Origin of the sequence: Paraburkholderia kururiensis JCM 10599 = LMG 19447 (assembly GCF_003986935.1) — a bacterium.
GTDB lineage: Bacteria > Pseudomonadota > Gammaproteobacteria > Burkholderiales > Burkholderiaceae > Paraburkholderia > Paraburkholderia kururiensis.
The window spans coordinates 254,066-271,275 of sequence record NZ_RJZE01000002.1 but is presented as its reverse complement, the minus strand read 5'-3'; the positions used below and the strand labels follow the sequence as shown (position 1 = coordinate 271,275).

The 17,210-nt window shown below is 66.5% G+C and carries 15 protein-coding genes; 10 read left to right on the top strand and 5 right to left on the bottom strand.

The genetic code is table 11. The features are described from left to right. The first annotated feature begins 91 nt into the window (after window positions 1-91). Window positions 92-697, top strand: a complete 606-nt coding sequence (locus tag PKKP23_RS03335; RefSeq protein ID WP_126875777.1) for a DUF1007 family protein — start codon at window positions 92-94, stop codon at window positions 695-697. Beyond that, window positions 691-1,962: a nickel/cobalt transporter gene (locus PKKP23_RS03330; RefSeq protein ID WP_126875776.1), complete on the top strand. Its 1,272-nt coding sequence runs from the start codon at window positions 691-693 to the stop codon at window positions 1,960-1,962. The genes PKKP23_RS03335 and PKKP23_RS03330 overlap by 7 nt, the downstream gene beginning before the upstream one ends. A 22-nt stretch (window positions 1,963-1,984) precedes the next feature. On the opposite strand, the gene PKKP23_RS03325 is transcribed toward PKKP23_RS03330, so the two are convergent. Together PKKP23_RS03325 and PKKP23_RS03320 are read right to left on the bottom strand one after the other, a co-directional pair. Continuing rightward, window positions 1,985-3,550 carry a methyl-accepting chemotaxis protein gene (locus PKKP23_RS03325; RefSeq protein WP_126875775.1) on the bottom strand — a complete coding sequence of 522 codons (1,566 nt, stop codon included), beginning with the start codon at window positions 3,548-3,550 and terminating at the stop codon, window positions 1,985-1,987. A gap of 379 nt (window positions 3,551-3,929) precedes the next feature. Continuing rightward, window positions 3,930-5,078 carry an EAL and HDOD domain-containing protein gene (locus tag PKKP23_RS03320; protein ID WP_161978064.1) on the bottom strand — a complete coding sequence of 383 codons (1,149 nt, stop codon included), beginning with the start codon at window positions 5,076-5,078 and terminating at the stop codon, window positions 3,930-3,932. A 363-nt stretch (window positions 5,079-5,441) separates the two neighbouring features. On the opposite strand from PKKP23_RS03320, the gene PKKP23_RS03315 reads away from it, so the two are divergent. Beyond that, window positions 5,442-6,527 carry a helix-turn-helix domain-containing protein gene (locus PKKP23_RS03315; RefSeq protein WP_126875773.1) on the top strand — a complete coding sequence of 362 codons (1,086 nt, stop codon included), beginning with the start codon at window positions 5,442-5,444 and terminating at the stop codon, window positions 6,525-6,527. 109 nt (window positions 6,528-6,636) lie between these two features. Here the strand turns inward: PKKP23_RS03315 and PKKP23_RS03310 are convergent, their stop codons facing one another. The 3 genes from PKKP23_RS03310 to PKKP23_RS03305 all read right to left on the bottom strand — a co-directional run bounded on the left by PKKP23_RS03310 (window position 6,637) and on the right by PKKP23_RS03305 (window position 9,426). Then, complete coding sequence (locus PKKP23_RS03310) at window positions 6,637-7,131, bottom strand: hypothetical protein (RefSeq protein WP_126875772.1); 495 nt, start codon at window positions 7,129-7,131, stop codon at window positions 6,637-6,639. A 34-nt stretch (window positions 7,132-7,165) separates the two neighbouring features. Further along, window positions 7,166-7,303: a hypothetical protein gene (locus tag PKKP23_RS33715; protein WP_161978063.1), complete on the bottom strand. Its 138-nt coding sequence runs from the start codon at window positions 7,301-7,303 to the stop codon at window positions 7,166-7,168. 341 nt (window positions 7,304-7,644) lie between these two features. Continuing rightward, complete coding sequence (locus PKKP23_RS03305; protein WP_126875771.1) at window positions 7,645-9,426, bottom strand: tetratricopeptide repeat protein; 1,782 nt, start codon at window positions 9,424-9,426, stop codon at window positions 7,645-7,647. 261 nt (window positions 9,427-9,687) lie between these two features. Here PKKP23_RS03305 and PKKP23_RS03300 point away from each other — a divergent pair, with 261 nt between their 5' ends. From PKKP23_RS03300 to PKKP23_RS03270, 7 genes are all read left to right on the top strand, one after another. After that, window positions 9,688-10,485 carry an SDR family oxidoreductase gene (locus PKKP23_RS03300; protein ID WP_126875770.1) on the top strand — a complete coding sequence of 266 codons (798 nt, stop codon included), beginning with the start codon at window positions 9,688-9,690 and terminating at the stop codon, window positions 10,483-10,485. A 523-nt stretch (window positions 10,486-11,008) separates the two neighbouring features. Continuing rightward, window positions 11,009-12,865 (top strand): ABC transporter ATP-binding protein, encoded by a 1,857-nt coding sequence (locus PKKP23_RS03295; RefSeq protein WP_126875769.1) that lies wholly within the window; start codon window positions 11,009-11,011, stop codon window positions 12,863-12,865. 155 nt (window positions 12,866-13,020) lie between these two features. After that, the gene (locus tag PKKP23_RS03290; protein WP_017777946.1) at window positions 13,021-13,641 is read left to right on the top strand and encodes a glutathione S-transferase family protein; all 621 of its coding nucleotides are present in this window, start codon (window positions 13,021-13,023) and stop codon (window positions 13,639-13,641) included. Between the two features lie 321 nt (window positions 13,642-13,962). After that, window positions 13,963-14,151 (top strand): hypothetical protein, encoded by a 189-nt coding sequence (locus PKKP23_RS03285; protein WP_017777947.1) that lies wholly within the window; start codon window positions 13,963-13,965, stop codon window positions 14,149-14,151. A 249-nt stretch (window positions 14,152-14,400) separates the two neighbouring features. After that, window positions 14,401-15,825 (top strand): FAD-containing oxidoreductase, encoded by a 1,425-nt coding sequence (locus PKKP23_RS03280; protein WP_126875768.1) that lies wholly within the window; start codon window positions 14,401-14,403, stop codon window positions 15,823-15,825. 89 nt (window positions 15,826-15,914) lie between these two features. Next, complete coding sequence (locus tag PKKP23_RS03275) at window positions 15,915-16,310, top strand: cupin domain-containing protein (RefSeq protein WP_126875767.1); 396 nt, start codon at window positions 15,915-15,917, stop codon at window positions 16,308-16,310. An 83-nt stretch (window positions 16,311-16,393) separates the two neighbouring features. Next, entirely contained in the window at window positions 16,394-17,209 is an 816-nt protein-coding gene (locus tag PKKP23_RS03270) for a hypothetical protein (RefSeq protein WP_126875766.1), read from the top strand. Window position 17,210: the final 1 nt, after the last annotated feature.

Below are 17,210 nucleotides of genomic sequence, written 5' to 3'. Positions count from 1 at the left end.
CCCGAATGCGGCGCGACGGACGAAGCCGCTGCACGTCACGGTGCAGTGCGATAATGCGCAGCATTTTTCGCCATCGCCGGACGTCCACCTGATGCCTCACGTCAGCCGTTTTCCTGCCTTGTTGGTACGAGCCGTTCTTGCGTGTCTGCTGGTTTCTGCAAGCCTCGCGCAAGCCCACCCCCACGTGTGGGTTGCCTACACGGCGAGCATCCGCATGAGCGGCACCTCCATCGTGGCGCTCGACGAACGCTGGCGCTTTACGGAAGGCTTTCCGGTTCAACTCGTCGGTGTCGGGCAGATGCCGGCGCAGGGCCTGCTCGACGCAGCGCTGACGAAGCGCTTCCACGACGAGGCATTCGTGTCGCTCGCCCATGCTTCGTACTTCACCCATCTTTTCGTCGACGGTAGCGCGCAGGCCTTTGGCGCGCCTACCGGCTTCCAGGTGTCGGTGGAGGACGGCAAGGTTACCTACGCGTTCCGGCTGCCGCTTGCTGCGCCTGTGGACGTGCGCGGCAAGAACGTGGAACTGGGCGTGTGGGACCCGTCTTACTACGTCGACTACGAGATGGATTCGGGCGAGGCAGTGTCGCTCGGGACTGGGGCCTCCAGTGCCTGCTCGATCCGGTCTTTCGTCGACAAGGCACATCCCATCTTCAATGGCTTCGTATTGCCTCACGCGAGCGCCATCGCATGCTAGTCGATCTGCCTCGGGTTCTGCGTGGTGCGTGCGCCCGTCGCGCGGCCGCTTTCGGCCGGACGCTGCGCGGCAGCGTGCACGGTCGCGGACGCGCGGCGCTTACCTCCCTGCTTGCCATGACCGTGTTGTGCGTGACCTGCATCCACGCGCATGCCGAAGCGCTGGACGTCTTCGGCCAACCGACGGGCGCGGCTTCCACCACCGCAGTCACCCCCGCGGCGTCCGACAGCGTAACGGCCGCCCCGTCGTGGTGGTACAGCGACGTGCCCGATTTCGTGCGGGCTGGCGTCGGCGACTGGCTGCGCTTGCAGGCGGCCTGGAACGGCCGCATCGAAGGGTTCATGGCTCAGTGGTCGCACGGCGCTTCGCTGGCCGCCTGGGCGACGCTCGTCGTCGTCTCGTTCGGTTACGGCGCGCTACACGCGCTGGGTCCGGGCCACGGCAAGCTCGTGGTCGGCACCTGGCTCGGATCTCGTCGCGCGCGCGTCGCGGACGCCGTGCTACTGAGCGCGTGGACGGCCACGGTGCAGGCGTTCTGCGCGATCGGGCTGGTGCTGGGCGCCGCGTGGTTCACGCACGCAGGTCTCATGAGCGTGATGCCGCGCGCCGCGTCGATGGAGACGGTGAGCTACCTGTTGCTCTGCGTGACGAGCGCCTGGGCCATCAGGTCGCGTGGCGCGCGTAACCAATGCTGTGACGAAGCGCCGGTCGTCAGGCTCGCGCGCGACGAAAGCGCGGGCGAGGCGCAGACGGCGTCAGACGCCGTCGACGTGAGGGGCGGCGACGAAGCTGTCGGGGGCGCGTATCTGCGAACCCGGTTGACTCGCGTAGCGCAAGAGAGGCCTCGCCTCGCAGCAGGCGCGAGCCCCGCCCTTGTCCGCGCAACCGCCGACACCCGTCCGCTTCCGAAAGAACGGGCGCGTTCGCGAATCAGACAGATCGCGACGCTCGGGCTCGCGGCCGGCATGCGGCCGTGTATCGGCGCGATCTTCGCGCTGGTGACGTCGATGGCGAATGGCGCGCTTGCCGCCGGCGTCGTTGCGACCTTCGCGATGGCAACGGGCGTCGCGACGACGGTCGCCATGATCGGTCTTGGCAGCGTCGGGGCGAACCGGACGCTTGCCCGGCTCGCATTGCGTTACCGCATACGTTCGGCGAGAGCAGGGCGCGTGGTGGCGATCGGTGCGATCGCCCTGATTCTCGTGGTCTCTGCGTTGCAACTGGCGCTGTTGCTGAGCGGCGTCAGCGCCAACTCTCTCTCGTAACGCGTGGGCGGCGCGAGGGCGCCTAGCTGCGTGCCCGTCCAATCCTGAAGACGCCGACTACCTCGCGCAGTGCGGTGGCCTGCTGCGCCATCGACTGCGCGGCGGCCGACGCCTGCTCCACGAGCGCGGCGTTCTGCTGCGTGACCGAGTCCATCTGGCCCACCGCGACGTTGACCTGCTCGATGCCGGTTCCCTGCTCGTCGGAGGCGGAGGCGATCTCGCCCATGATGTCGGTCACTCGCCGCACGGACTGCACGATATCGGTCATGGTCGTGCCGGCTCTTTCGACCTGCTCGGAGCCCTGCGCCACGCTTTCCACCGAACTCGTGATGAGATCCTTGATCTCTTTCGCCGCGCTCGCGCTGCGTTGCGCCAGCGTGCGCACTTCGCCCGCCACCACGGCGAACCCGCGACCCTGTTCTCCTGCGCGCGCGGCCTCCACGGCTGCGTTGAGCGCAAGGATGTTGGTCTGGAAAGCAATGCCTTCGATGACAGTAATGATTTCGGCAACCTTGCCCGAGCTGCTCGAGATCGCACGCATGGATTCCACGACCTGGTTCACGACTTCGCCGCCGCGCATGGCGACATCACGGGCGTTGCCGGCAAGCGCGTTGGCCTGCTTCGCGTTCTCCGTGTTCTGACGCACCGTGGCGGTCAACTGCTCCATGCTGGCCGCCGTTTCCTGAAGCGAGGCCGCCTGCTCTTCGGTGCGCTGCGAGAGGTCCAGATTGCCCTGTGCGATTTCGCCCGCTGACGTCGTGATGGCTTGCGCCGAGGTCTGGATTTCGGAAACGATGCCGCTCAATTGCCGGCGCATCGATTCGAGCGACGCCATCAGGCTGTTTCGGTCGTTGGGCGCCACCGGCACCGGCAGCTCGAGATTGCCCTCGGCAATGCGGCCTGCCACGGTGGCGGCGTCGGCAGGTTCACCACCCAACGCTCGCGTGATGCTGCGCGTAATGAAGAAGCCGAGCGCGACCGAGAGGATGACCGTCATGGTGCCGGCCGCGGCGAGCGTCAGCTTGGTCGACGTCGTCATGCTGGCCACTTCGCTCGAACGCTGATCGAGCAGCGACTGCTCGGCCTGATTGAGTTCAGCGGACACGGCACGATAGCGGTCCATGAACTGTTTGTCGTTGCCCTGCTTGAAGTAGTCGGTCAACACGTTGGCGGGCTGCGTGCCGGCGTTGACGTCACGCCGCATGGCGATCAGCTTCTCGTCGATTTCCGCCACCTTCTGATGCATCTCGCGCAGCGTGTCGAGGCGCTGCTGCTGGGCCGCATTGTCCGCAGTCAGGCCGCGGACCAGCTCGAGCGACGTCGCGAACTGCGCGCGTCCGGTCTTGTACGGCTCCAGAAAGCGGTCCTCGCCCGAGGCGACGAAGCCGCGCACACCGGTCTCCATGTTCACCATGTTGGTGAGCATGTCGTCATTTGCGCGCAGAACCTGATAGCTGTGAATGTTCCAGCCATTCGCCTGATTGAGCTTCAGAAAATTGAATATCGAGATCGCGCTGCCAATCAACGAAATGACGACGACGATACCGAACGCTACGCCAAGCTTTTGGCCCACAGTCATTGATTTCATGCTTTCTTCCTTACGTGTATTGATATGCGTTATGTCGGCAGATAACCCGATTTACTGAAATTCGCAAATTGCGGTGTCAGGATTTTTTTAACCAGCGCGGCTCACATTTCTTTCTTCGCAAATCAGAAGTGTTCCCGGTCGTGCGCGGTGTCCCCGGCTTGAGGTGCAGCGGCGAGCGTGGACGCGGGATGCACGCGTGCGCTTTGGCACTGCGGCGCGGCTCGAGCGCGCCATCATTTTTTTGAAGTCCATGTTTGCAATCCCCGTGCTCTTTTATTGAACTGTTTTCTGCATCTGTTGTTGCGCGTGGCGCCGGTTAGACTGCGCGGCGCACACGCTTGCCGCTTCAAGGCATGCATCGATCGCCGGAACACGTTTGCTAGAACGCTCCCGACTCTACCGACCGCGCGAAAGCCAGTGCGCTGCCAAGAAGCCCTTCTTCTCCCACGATGGCCGCGCGTATGCGTGCGTCGATGGGGAAGGTTTCCCAGAACGCAGCCGCTTCACTGTCGTGTGCAACGTGGAGCAGCGACAGCGCTCCGGTCAGTCGCGCCTGCCGCACCAGCCGTTCGTCTTCGGGATGGCGATGGCCGATGTACGAAGCCATGACGGACCCGCGTTGTGCCGCCAGTTGCGCGAGCGGATCGTCCTCCGGCCGCAACCGGTTGAGGTAGAGGAGCAGGGCGCACCAGTGGATCAGGACGTCGATGCCCACGATCGTGAGCGCGGCCTCGATGGAATCCACGACATGGCGTGCCGCTCCGGGCACGGTCGGGGCCGCGGAGGCGAGGCGCAGCAACTGCGCGAGGAGCGGCGGCGTGTCGGCGACCGCCAGGGCAACGCGCGAGTGCGGCGCATTGCCGAGTACCAGTTCGATCACCCGCAATACCGGAGCCGCACACGGCGACACGTTGCGGGCCCTGAGGGTCTCGGGCCTGCAGAAGAAATATCCCTGAAACAACGACGCGCCGGCATCTCTCGCCGCGCAGAAGTCATCCCAGGTCTCGACTTTTTCGGCGAGGACCGTCTTGCCGGCATCCGCCAGCGTGTGGCACAGCAAAGCCCGGTCGTCGCGCTCGATGAAGGGCCAGTCGAGTTTCATGATGTCGACCTGCGCAAGGATGGGCGCAGCCTTCGGCAACGGGCCTCTTACGTCGTCGAGCGCGATTCTGAAGCCGTTGCGGCGCAGTCTCGCGCATACCGCAATGAGTTCGGCGGTGTGCGCGCAGCTTTCCAGCACCTCGAGCACGAAGCGGCGAGGCGGCAACAGGCGCAGGTACGGCGAGCGCAACACCTCTTCGGTGCAGTTGAGAAACGAGTCTTTGCCCGCCACCGTTTCCTCGAGACCGAGTCCCGTCATGGACGTGGCGAGCACGGAGAGCGTGCTGGCCACCGCGTCCACGATGACGGCGTGATTCTCGAAGCCGCTGCGGAACAGCAGCTCATAGCCGACCACCCGGCATTGCGCATCGACTATGGGCTGCCTCGCCAGGAATGAATAGGCAGGTTTCTCGCACTCGCGGGACACACACGGCTCCTTTGCGCCTGTCGGCGTTCGTATTGCTTGACGGGGGCGGCGCTTGGGACGACGCGGCAACCACGGTATGACTAAGTATCGACCGTGGTGGTCGTTACTTTAATTTTTTCCATTTTTTACCTGCGCAGTGGCGTTGGGATGAGCGCGAAAATGATCCCATAAAAAAGGGCCGGCGTGTAGGCCGGCCCAAAAAAGCCTGTCTGACCGGGGTGTCAGCAGGAGTGTGCAACGGAGTGGAGCATAACATGAAAGATTTTTGCAAACTTTCAAATTTGCCGAATTTGTTGTTTTTCTGTTTCGTTTCTCATTGATTCAGTATTATTACGGCCACACGAATCAAGGAGCTGCGCGCTCATGAACGAATCGATCCTGACCACGAGTGCGGCTGCGCGTCTGCTGGGCGTTTCCATCCGCACGGTGCAGACGTGGATAGAGCAGGGGATCGTGGCGTCGTGGAAGACGCCGGGCGGTCATCGGCGCGTGCGTCGGGAGGACGTGCTCGCGCTGCGCGAACGTCTGGTCGCGCGCGAATCGTCCACGTCGGTTCCCGTGCTCGTGATCGGCAGCGACGAGCTGGCGCGCAAGTGCCGCGCCGCGCTGGCATCCTTGCCGGGCGTGAGCGTCACGACCGAGCACGACGCGCTCTCCGGCCTGGTGGCGGCCGGGCGTCTCACGCCGGCGCTGATCGTCGTGGAACTGGGCCGCTCCGACTGGGAGCGGCTTGGTCTCGTGCGGCGCCTCGTCACGTCGCAACTGCTCGCGCACAGTCGCATCGCGGTCGTCTCCGAGGCATCGGCCGAGCAGGTGCGCATCGATCTGGGTGCCGAGCGGCGTATCCAGGTGCTGGCAACGGACTTCGAGCCGGAAGTCCTGACGGAGGGATTGTTCCTGGCCGCTCAGAACAAGCCGGCTGACGTGCAGCCTCTTTATCCTGTGCCGCCCGACGAGACTGCCCGCTTGCACGCCGTTGCCCGCACGCTGCTCGTGGATACGGCGGACGAGCCCGACTTCGACGCCATAGCAAGAATGACCGCCGGCCTGTTCGACGTGCCCATCTGCCTCGTTACGCTGCTGACACCCGACCGGCAGTGGTTCAAGGCGCGCTACGGACTGACGGTGCCCGAAACGCCGCGGGCCTGGGCGTTCTGCAACTACACGATCCTGCAAAAGGACGTATTTGTGGTCGAGGACGCGACCGCCGACAGCCGCTTCAAGTCCAATCCGCTCGTCACGGCGGAACCCACCATCCGGTTTTACGCGGGTGCGCCGCTCTACGATTACGAGGGCTATGCGCTGGGCGCGCTCTGTGTGATCGACCGCAAGCCGCGGGTACCCGAGCCGTCCCGGCTGCAGACGTTGCAGATTCTTGCGTCGCTCCTGTCGGACCGCATCAATCTGCGCACGCGCACGCGTCAGATCCGCTGGTCGGGCAGGGACTGAGGCCGCCGCGCGAATCAGACGGGGGGCGGCCGTGACGCAGGTCGACGTGTTGCACCGTGCTGCGCAACGGTCGGGTTGGCTCGCCTGCTTCACGCTTTCCGTCCGGCCATCAAACTGAAAATTCAATGAACGCCGCCTGCAGTGTCTGAATTTCCCGCTCCGCGTTGGCGAGCAGTTGCGATAGCGAGCGCCCGGTCTTCCCGACGTTGCCGAGCAGTTCTTCCATCGTTGTGCCAAGCGTTTTGCCGGGCGGTCCGCTTGCCGCCTCTGCATCGGGCAGTTCCCGCAGGCAGGCAATGGCGCGTTCGAGCACGCGCTGCATATCGGCCGCCACGCACCGCGCGGTTCCCAGATGGCACGGCGACGTCAGCACGAACGTCGTTTCGATCAATTCGGCGACGTCCGTCATCTGCGGCTGCCTTCTCGCAGCGGCGCGTGCCGATTCGCACACGGCCCTGCGCAGCGACGCGATTTCATCGTGCTTCGTTTCGATCGCGGCGATCATCGTGCGAAGCGAATCCGCAAGCGTGCGGAACCGGGCCATCTGTGCCGACTTCCAGTCGGCGGTGCCGCCATGCGGCGCGTGCTGCGTGCCTGTCTTCATGTCTCGTTGGTCGCACGCATGTGCGTCTCTCCTGCTAGATGTCGTTCGCGGCGTCGTCTTCCGGACTGGGCTTCACGTGCTCGTCGGCGCTTGCGAAGCAGGCGTCGGGAAAGGACTCGCTCGAGGCGAGACCCCAGGCGAGATCCCAGGCGTGACCCCAGGCGAGACCCAAGGCCCTACCTGATTTGTCGGTCCACTTTTTCGTTGCTGAAGGTGCGCCGTTCCGCAACGACGGCTTCGTGTGTGCGGATACGCAAGAGAGGCCAGCGGGGCGTCGGCCGAAGTGGCGGAGAAACGGCGCGCCGCTTCAGGCGATGGAGAGCGGCGTGGCCAGGCCGGCGGTCAGTCTGGCGAAGGTCCGCGAGGGAGGGCGCAGCGCGCGCAAGCGAGCGTAAGCCGGTATAAGCAGACACAAGCAGGCGACCTGTGTGCGCCATTCATCGCCGCGCGAGAATGTGGAGCGACCGTGGCTCGCGTCGACGTTGCCGCTCGCGTCGCCTGTTCTGTTGCCCGTTACCTTGCGGAATCAGGCGGCGTGGCTACGTCCGGGTTCGATGCCCGCTCCACGAGCGCTTCACGCACCGCCGCGATCACGCTGGCCCAGTCGCCGAGCGCCGGTTGCCGGAAGAGCCGCGCGCTCGCGTACCAGGGGCTGTCGTTGCGTTCGAGCAGCCAGCGCCAGCAGGTGTCGAAGCGGTTCATGATCCACACCGGTTTGCCCATCGCACCGGCCAGGTGGGCCACGGCCGTGTCCACCGTAATCACGAGATCGAGGTTGTCGACCAGCGCGGCGGTATCCGCGAAGTCGGCGAGTTCGTTCGTGTAATCGACGATGCGTGCGGCGAGGTCCGGCGCAGCGGTCAGCTGTTGCGCGGGCGGGCCTTTTTGCAGACTGTAGAACTGCACGCCGGGTACGTCGAAGAGCGGCTTCAACTGGTCGAGTGCAATCGAGCGGCGTGCGTCGGTTTTTCTGAGTTCGGCGACGTGCGCGCGGTGGCCGCCTGCCCATACGAGGCCCACTTTCAGCGGGCGGGCGTGGTGGTGTGCGTCGTTGCCGCCGTCGTGGCTCTTGAGCCGCTCGGCCCAACGTTGCGCGTCTTGCTCATCGGCATGCAGGTATGGCGTAGGCGCCGGAATACTCGCGAGATTCGTGCCGAACGCGAGCGGCAGGCTCAACAGCGGCGCGTGGCAGTCGATGGGCGGCAGCGGTTGATCTTCGGGCTCGCCTTCGTCCACCCATTGCGTCACGCCCTCGAGCCCGGCGAGCAACCGCTTCAGTTCCGCCGGCACTTCGAAGACCACCTGCGCGCCGGCCGCCGCTGCCAGCGACGCGTAGCGGCAAAACTGCAGCGTATCGCCGAGTCCCTGTTCGGCGTGCAGCAGAATCGTCTTGCCTTGCAGCGGGAACTGGCCAAGCCAGAGCGGCGCGTCGAAGTGGCGCTGCGAGGCCTGGATACGGTGACGCTGCCAGCGCCACTCGTATTCGCGCCAGCCTTCGTCGAAGCGGCCCATTTGCAGCAGGCACAGCGCGCGGTTCCAGTGCGCCTCCGCGAAATTCGGGTTGATCGCGAGCGCGCGTTCGTACGACTGCAGCGCCTCGTCGTGGCGCTTGAGGTCAACGAGCGTGAGGCCCAGGTTGTTCCAGGCGTCTGCGAAGGCGGGCGAGAGTTCGAGCGCGCGCAGGTAGCAGGACTGCGCTTCGTCGGGCCGGTTCAGATCGCTCAGTGCATTGGCCCGGTTGCTCCAGGCGTCGGCGTAGGCGGGCTGCAACGCGATGGCCTGATCGCAGCTGGCGAGGGCATCCGCGGGACGGGCCAGATCGCGCAGCACGCAGGCGCGGTTGTTCCAGGCCTGTGCAAAGCCGGGCTGCAACGCGAGCGCGCGCTCGAAGCTCGCAAGCGCCTCGGCGGGGCGATCGAGCCCGGCGAGCGCGTTGCCGCGGTTGTTCAGCGCATCGACGAAATCGGGCTGCAAGGCGAGCGCGCGATTGGCGCTCGCGAGCCCTTCGCTGAAGCGCCGCTGGACGTTGTACGCGTAGGCGAGATTCGAATGAAGCGGCGCCTGCATGCCGTTGATGGAGACCGCCTTTTTCAGCAGCGCGATGCCTTCGTCCAGACGCCCGGACTGGAGCAGCAGCGCGCCCAGCAACTGCATGGCGTCGAAGTGCTTCGGGCGCTGCGCGAGGATGTCGCGATACAGTTCCTCGGCTTCCGCGTGGGCGCCGTTCTGTTGCAGGGCCACGGCTTCGTGCAGCAGGGTATCGATCTGGCGTGGCGGACGGGCGGTCTTGCTCATGGGCGAGGGCGGACGGTTGCGGAAGGCGGTGGGACCTGGATTGCTACGTGAGTGGCTCGACGGGTGGCTGCATCGCGCGGCCGATGGGGACAGAGCGCGACGCAGGACACACGATAGCGGGCGCGGGAACGGCTGCGATTATCGCCGAAATGGTTCGGGGCGCTGTCGGCAGGCGCGCTGTAGCCGTTCTGCACCCGCTTCTGCACCTTTATTTGCTGCGTGGCAGAATAGCCCCCATTCCTCTTTGCGACTCGAATCGACATGACGAACCTCTCTTCGGGCGTCCCGGCCGTGGGACCCGTGCGCGCCATCGTGACCGGCCACACGCGCGGGCTTGGCTCCGCGCTCACGACGCAGCTGTTGCAGCGGAACATCGACGTGCTCGGCGTGTCGCGCAGCCGTCATCCGCTTGCGGGCAAGCTCGCGAGCGAGCCGGCAGGCGGCCGCTTCGTCGAAACGGAGCTGGATCTTTCCGACACGGCGCGCCTCGAGGCGTGGCTGTCCGGCGACGCGCTCGCGCGCTTCGTCGAAGGCGCGGACCTCGTGCTGCTCTTCAACAATGCGGGCGTCGTGGAGCCGATCGGGCCGCTCGATACGCAGGACGTGGCAGCGGTGGCGCGCGCGGTGAGCCTGAACGTGGCGGCGCCGTTGATGCTGTCGAGCGCACTTGCGTCGATTGCGTCGAGCACGGGCGGCGCGATGGCTTGCCGCATCGTGCACGTGTCGAGCGGCGCGGCGCGCAATGCCTACGCGGGCTGGAGCGTGTACTGCGCGACCAAGGCCGCGCTTGACCACCATGCGCGCGCCGTCGCGCAGGACGCCAACGCTGCGCTGCGCATTTGCAGCCTCGCGCCCGGCGTGGTGGACACCGGCATGCAGGCCACCATCCGCGCAAGCAGCGCCGAGCGCTTTCCGATGATCGAGCGCTTCGAGCAACTGAAGGCGAGCGGCGCTCTCTCTACACCGGATGCGGCGGCAGCGAAGCTGATCGACTACGCGCTGAGCGACGCGTTCGGCTCGGCGCCCATCGCGGACGTGCGCGATCTGCCGTCGGCCTAGTTTCGCTCGCGGTTGGGCCGCAGTTCGACCGCAGGCGATCCAGACTCGCTCGCGGTTCGCTTTACTCACGTGCGGGGTATGTACCTGCGCGCACCTGTGCGCACCCGCGTGAACCCGCGTGAACCCGCGCGAACCCGTGGCCGAATAACCGCACTTGCCGTAGTGCTGCCTTGTCTCGTTTCAACAGCCGCTGCTACACTTCGCGTTCTTCCCGCAGTTCCCCCAACTTCATGAAAAGGAGGCGTCAGATGATGAACACAACGCTCGCAGCCGTCCTTTTCATGGGCACGGCAGTCCGACCACGACGATAGGTCGCGGCGCTCGCCCGGCCCGCTCCTGAAGTTCCAGAAGGTCAGGAAAGCGGCCGCGCATTTTCCGAAGATTTTCCGCAATTCAGCATGGCTGACGCGTAGGCCGATGTGGGTCAATTGCACCTGCATCGCGCCCGCATCGTGTTCGCCGTGCCTTTCGATCTTCCGTTGACTCGATTGGACCGGGGCGCCGCGCGCCTCGGCATACCCATATGACTCGAAAAAAACTGGATCTGGGTGGCCGCGCCTTCAGAAGCGTGCTCGGCTTTACCTTCGCGCAGTGGCGTCTGCAGCCGCGGCGCGCGGGGCTGCTCGTGGCGCTGGCGCTCGTCACCGCGCTCGCGGACGTGCTCACGCCCATGTTCTCCGGCCGGCTCGTCGATGCGCTCGCGGCGGGCGCGCACGCCGGTTCGCACGGCAGACTGCACGCGGCGAATGAAGCGCTCGTCGCCTTCGCGGCGCTCGTCGGCATGGGCCTCGGTGCGGCGCTGTTGCGCTACGTGACGTTCTTCAACCTCACGTCGCTCACGCTCAGGATGATGAGCGACATCGCCGCGCGCGCATTCCATCGCGTGCAGCGCTTTTCCACCGACTGGCACGCGAACAGCTTCGCCGGCTCGACGGTGCGCAAGATCACGCGCGGCATCTGGGCGCTCGACGTGCTCAACGACACGCTGCTGCTCGGGCTGCTGCCGTCCGTCGTCATGCTGGTGGGCGCGACCGTCGTGCTCGGTCTGCACTGGCCCGTGATGGGGCTCGTGGTGGGCGTGGGCGCTGTCGTCTACATCGCGGTGACCGCGTTTCTTTCGCTCGCTGTGGTGGCGCCCGCGGCGCGCCTCGGCAATGCGTGGGACACGCGCATGGGCGGCGCGCTCGCCGACGCCATCACCTGCAACGCTGTCGTGAAAGCATTCGGCGCCGAGCTGCGCGAGGAAATGCGGCTCTCGCGCATCATCGGCAAGTGGCGCGACCGCACGCGGCGCACCTGGCTGCGCGGCACGGCGAACGGCGGCGTGCAGAACGTCATGCTCGCGGCGCTGCAGGCGGCCATGCTCGGCACGGCGCTCGTGCTGTGGATGCGCGGCCACGCCGGCGTGGGCGACATCGCGTTCGCGCTCACCATGTTCCTCGTGCTGCAAGGCTATCTGCGCGACGTCGGGATGCTCGTGCGTAATCTGCAGCGCTCGGTCAACGACATGGAAGAGCTGGTCGCACTGGAGAGTCAGCCGCTCGGGGTCGTTGACCGGCCGGGCGCGGGCAGGCTCGTGGTGGAGCGCGGCGAGATCCGCTTCGAGCACGTCACGTTCCGCTACGGCGCACTCGCGAGCCCGCTTTACTCGGACTTTTCGGTGCGCATCGCGCCGGGCGAACGCGTAGGGCTGATCGGCCACTCGGGTTCGGGCAAGACGACGTTCATCAAGCTGATCCAGCGGCTCTACGACGTGGACGGCGGTCGCATCACGATCGACGGCCAGGACATCGCCGCTGTCCAGCAGACGTCGCTGCGCGCGCAGATTGCCATCGTGCAGCAGGAGCCGCTGCTGTTTCACCGCTCGCTTGCCGACAACATCGCGTACGGGCGGCCGGGCGCGACGCAGGCCGAGATCGAGCGGGCCGCGCGGCTCGCGCATGCGCACGAGTTCATCGTCGCGTTGCCCGACGGCTACGCGACGCTCGTGGGCGAGCGCGGCGTGAAGCTCTCGGGCGGCGAGCGCCAGCGGGTGGCGATCGCGCGCGCTTTCCTGGCCGACGCGCCGGTGCTGATCTTCGACGAAGCCACGTCGAGCCTCGACAGCGAAAGCGAGGCGTTGATCCAGGAAGCGATGGAGCGCCTGATGGTGGGTCGCACGACCATCGTGGTCGCGCACCGGCTCTCCACGGTGCGCGCGCTGGACCGGCTGCTCGTGCTGGAGCGCGGGCGCGTGGTGGAGGAGGGCAGCCACGACACGTTGATTCGGGCGGCGGGCGGCGTGTATCGGCGGCTCTTCGAGCGTCAGGCGCTGGAATTGACGAAGGGGCTGGAGGCGCGGCGCGACCGGCTGGAAGCTCAGCCGGAAACGGCGGGTTGAGCGGGGCGCCGGCGGCGTAGGGAACGCCGGTATGGGCGGCGCGCTGCCGTGCCGTTGCGCGTTGTCATGGCGGTGCGGTCTAATACACCTCCGCCGTGCCACCCAACCGACGTTTAAACCCACGGCGCTCAAACTCCCAACAAGCGAGGCTCGGAATGCAACTGATCGGCATGATGGATTCTCCCTACGTGCGCCGCGTCGCCGTTTCGCTCGCCGTGCTCGGCATACCGTTCGAGCATCGCAGCGTCTCGGTGTTCAGGCACTTCGACGAGTTCGCGCGCGTCAATCCCGTCGTGAAGGCGCCGACGCTCGTCGAGGACGACGGCACGCTGCTGATCGATTCGAGCCTGATCCTTGACCACCTCGATCACAAGGTGCCCGCTGCGCGCCGGCTCATGCCCGAGGACCCGCAGGCGCGGCTCGCCGCGCTGCGCGTGATCGGCTTCGCGCTCGCCGCGATGGAAAAGACGATCCAGATCGTCTACGAGCGCAACCTGCGTCCTGCAGAACGCCAGCACGAACCGTGGGTGGAGCGCGTGCAGAAGCAGATGCACGCCGCGTACGACGTGCTCGAACCGCTCGTGGCGGCTTGCGGCAACGGCGCGTGGCTCGCCGGCGACCGGCTGATGCAGCCCGACATCACGGTGGCCGTGGCGTGGCGGTTCACGCAGTTCATCCTGCCGGGCGCCGTGGACGCGGGGCGCTATCCTGCGCTCGCGGCGTTTTCGGCGCGCGCGGAAGCGCTGCCGGAGTTTGTTGGGGCGCCACTGGAGTAAGGCGCGGGTCGGGCGTGGGGGCTTGTCACGGCTCGGCCTGCCGCGGGCCATCCGGGTCCCGGCTCGGCCTGCTGCAGCTTGCTTGACGCGACCCAGCCTGTTGCGAAAAGCTCTTCGTGGGCCGGTCCTCCCAACTTCCGGGCTGTCGCGGCCAGGCCCCCCTCGCGGTTCCTCCCTCTCCCCGATTGTTTGCTTTTCGCGACAAGTGACTTCGCGGCTGGCCGATTTATCCGCAGTCTGCGCGTCCCTACAATGCTTCCATCGAAAAGCGGTATCTGCCCTGGGCGGGCGCCGCGCAGTGCAGTGCACCGGGAGCAGATCATGCGGGACTTCATCGAAAGACAGCTTTACCAGCCGGCCGTCGTATTGCCGATGGTGAGCCTCATGCAGATGATGGTCTCGACCGATTTCAACCTGAGCCAGGTCGGCTTCATGGTTGCGACCCAGGGCGCCCGCGCCGCGCTGCAACGCTCGCGCGAACTGTTCGGCGCGGAGCACTGCCACGCCTGAGTGCATCGTCTTCCCACGGTGGAGCGGCTGCCCATGTCGTTTCACCGATACCCTGTGAGCCGCCGCGAGGCGGCTCTTTTTTTTGCTTCTCTCTATGTGTTTCGCACGTCGTATTGGCTGCGGACTTGCCGTGTACACCGGCCGCGTGGGTTTTCGCAGCGGGGCGTAACATGGGCGACGCGATGGGCGACGCGCACGGCCCGGGCCGCGTGCCCCGGGCCGTGCGATCCATTCCGAGGAGACGCGAACATGGCGGACAGAGCGAAGCATTTCGATGCAATCGTGATCGGCACCGGGCAGGGCGGCGCGCCGCTCGCGGTCGAACTCGGCAAGAGCGGGCGCAAGACGGCCGTGATTGAGCGGGCCGCATTCGGCGGGACCTGTGTGAATGTTGGCTGCACGCCCACGAAGACTTATGTGGCGAGCGCGCGCGCCGCGCATGTCGTACGGCACGCCGCCGATTACGGCGTGCACGTGGCGGGTCCTGTCACCGTCGATCTTGCCGAAGTCAAGGCGCGCAAAGACCGCGTGATCGGCCAGTCGCGCAGCGGCGTGGAGAAGTGGCTGCGAGAAGCCCCGAATGTCTCCGTCTTCACGGGCCATGCGCGCTTCACGGGCCCGCATTCGGTGAGCGTGGATGAAGGCATGGACGACAGCGGCGGCGACGCCGTGCACGCGCTCGAAGCCGCCGAAATCTTCATCAACACGGGCACGCGCGCGGCGGTGCCGCAGGTCGAAGGCATCGAGCGCGTGCGCTATCACACCAACGCTTCGCTGCTCGACGTGAGCGTGCTGCCCGAGCATCTCGCGATCGTGGGCGGCAGCTACGTGGCGCTCGAATTCGCGCAGATGTTCCGCCGCTTCGGCAGCCGCGTAACGGTGATCGTGCGCGGCGCTCGCGTGCTCGCTCGCGAGGACGAGGATTTCGCGCGCGGTGTGCAGGAGGTGCTCGCGCGCGAGGGCGTCGAGTTCCGCTTCGGCGTGGAGCCGCAGCGACTCGAACCCGCGGGCGCGAACGGTGAAGCCGTGCGCATCGCGCTCGGCGGGCAGACGCTCGAAGCATCGCATCTGCTTTTCGCGACCGGACGCATTCCGAATACCGACGACCTCGGCCTCGACGCCGCCGGCATCACGGTGAACGCGCACGGCATCGTGCCCGTCGATGGCCAGTTGCGCACCAACGTGCAAGGCGTCTGGGCCATTGGCGATATCAACGGACGCGGCGCCTTCACGCATACCTCCTACGACGACTTCGAGATTGTCCGCGCCAATCTGCTGGGCGCGAACGACGGCGAGGCGCGCAGCGTGGACGACCGCATTCCCGCCTACGCGGTGTTCGTCGATCCGCCGCTTGCGCGCGTGGGGCGTTCCGAAGCCGAGGTGCGCGCGAGCGGCAAGCCCGCGCTGATCGCGACCATGCCGATGTCGCGCGTGGGCCGCGCGCGCGAACGCTGTGAGACCGACGGTTTCATGAAGGTGCTCGTGGACCGCGAGACGCGGCAGATTCTGGGTGCGGGGATATTCGGTATCGAGGGCGACGAGGCGATTCACACCTTCATCGATACGATGACGGCGCGCGCGCCCTACACCACGCTCATGCGCGCCATGCACATTCACCCGACCGTGAGCGAACTTATACCCACGCTGCTGGGCGCACTCGAGCCGCTTGCCTGAGAACCGGGATGCAAGCCGACGTAACAGTGAACAATGAACAGTGAACAGTGAACGTGACAGCCGACGTGAGGACCGCCATGCAGCCCGACATGCCCCGCGCCCGAAAGCCCGAATCGGGCAATCTGTTCGACTTCGCTTCGCTTGGGGCGCTCGCGGCGCTTGCAGCTACGCCGTCCGACGAGGAACGCTTCGACACCCTCGTGGACGATCGCGAGGTGACGATCGAGCGCATCGTTTCCACGGGGCAGGCGAGTCCGCCCGGCTTCTGGTACGACAATCCGCGTGACGAATGGGTCGTACTGCTCTCGGGCGGCGCGGCGCTCGAATTCGAAGGCGAGCCGTCGATCCGTACGCTGCGTCCCGGCGACTACCTGCGCATTCCGGCGCATTGCCGGCATCGCGTGGTCTATACGGACTTCGAAGCGCCGGATTTGCCCACCGTATGGCTCGCCGTGCACTTCATCGCGCACGGCGCGGCGGAGTGAGTGCGCGGTGAGTGCGCGGTGAGCCTGTCCCGGCTTCATCGGCGATAATCGTCCGCTCCCTTCACTCATCGCGGATCGCGACGATGCTCGCTCTCAAACTCGCGCTCGTTCCGGCCTTTCTCGTTTCGCTGGCCTTGGCCGCACGCGTCTGGGGGCCCGCCGTGGCGGGCTGGCTCGCGGGCTTGCCGGTGGTGGCCGGGCCCATCGTGCTGCTGCTCGTGCTCGAACGCGGTCCGGTATTCGGCGCGCGTGCCTGCGCGGCATCCGTTGCAGCGATTGCCGCATCCGAAGCGTTCAATTTTGCCTATGCCTGGACCTGCCGCCGTCCGGGCTGGGAGACCCGTTGGCCCCTCGCGCTTGCTGCGGGCCTTGCGGCGTGGCTCGTCGTGGCCGCGCTGCTCGTGCATCTGCCGGACGGCGCCGCGTGGACGTTGGGCGCGGCGGGCGTGGCCGTGACCGTATCGCAGACGTGGCTGCCGCGTGCGCAAGGCACCGTGCCGGCTGCGCGCATAACCCGCACCGATCTCGTACTGCGCATGGCGATGGGTGCCGCGTTGACGCTCGCGGTGACGCAACTGTCGGCATCGCTCGGTGCGGCGTGGAGCGGCGTGCTTTCGGTGTTTCCACTGCTCGGCAGCGTGCTTGCCGTGTCGGCGCAGCGCGCGCACGGCGCGGATTTCGTCGCGCGCCTGATGCGCGGCATGGTGGTCGGGCGGGCGTCGTTCGCGGCGTTCTTCATCGTGGCCGCGGCGCTGCTCCCGCATGCCGGCACGCTGCCGGCGTTCGGTTGCGCGGCGCTCGTGTCGGTGCTGGTGCAGGGTATGACGAAGCGCTGGCTGGGTCACGGAGGCCGGGTGGCGCGCACGCCGCCTGATCTGCATCGTTCGTCCGTGCCTTGAA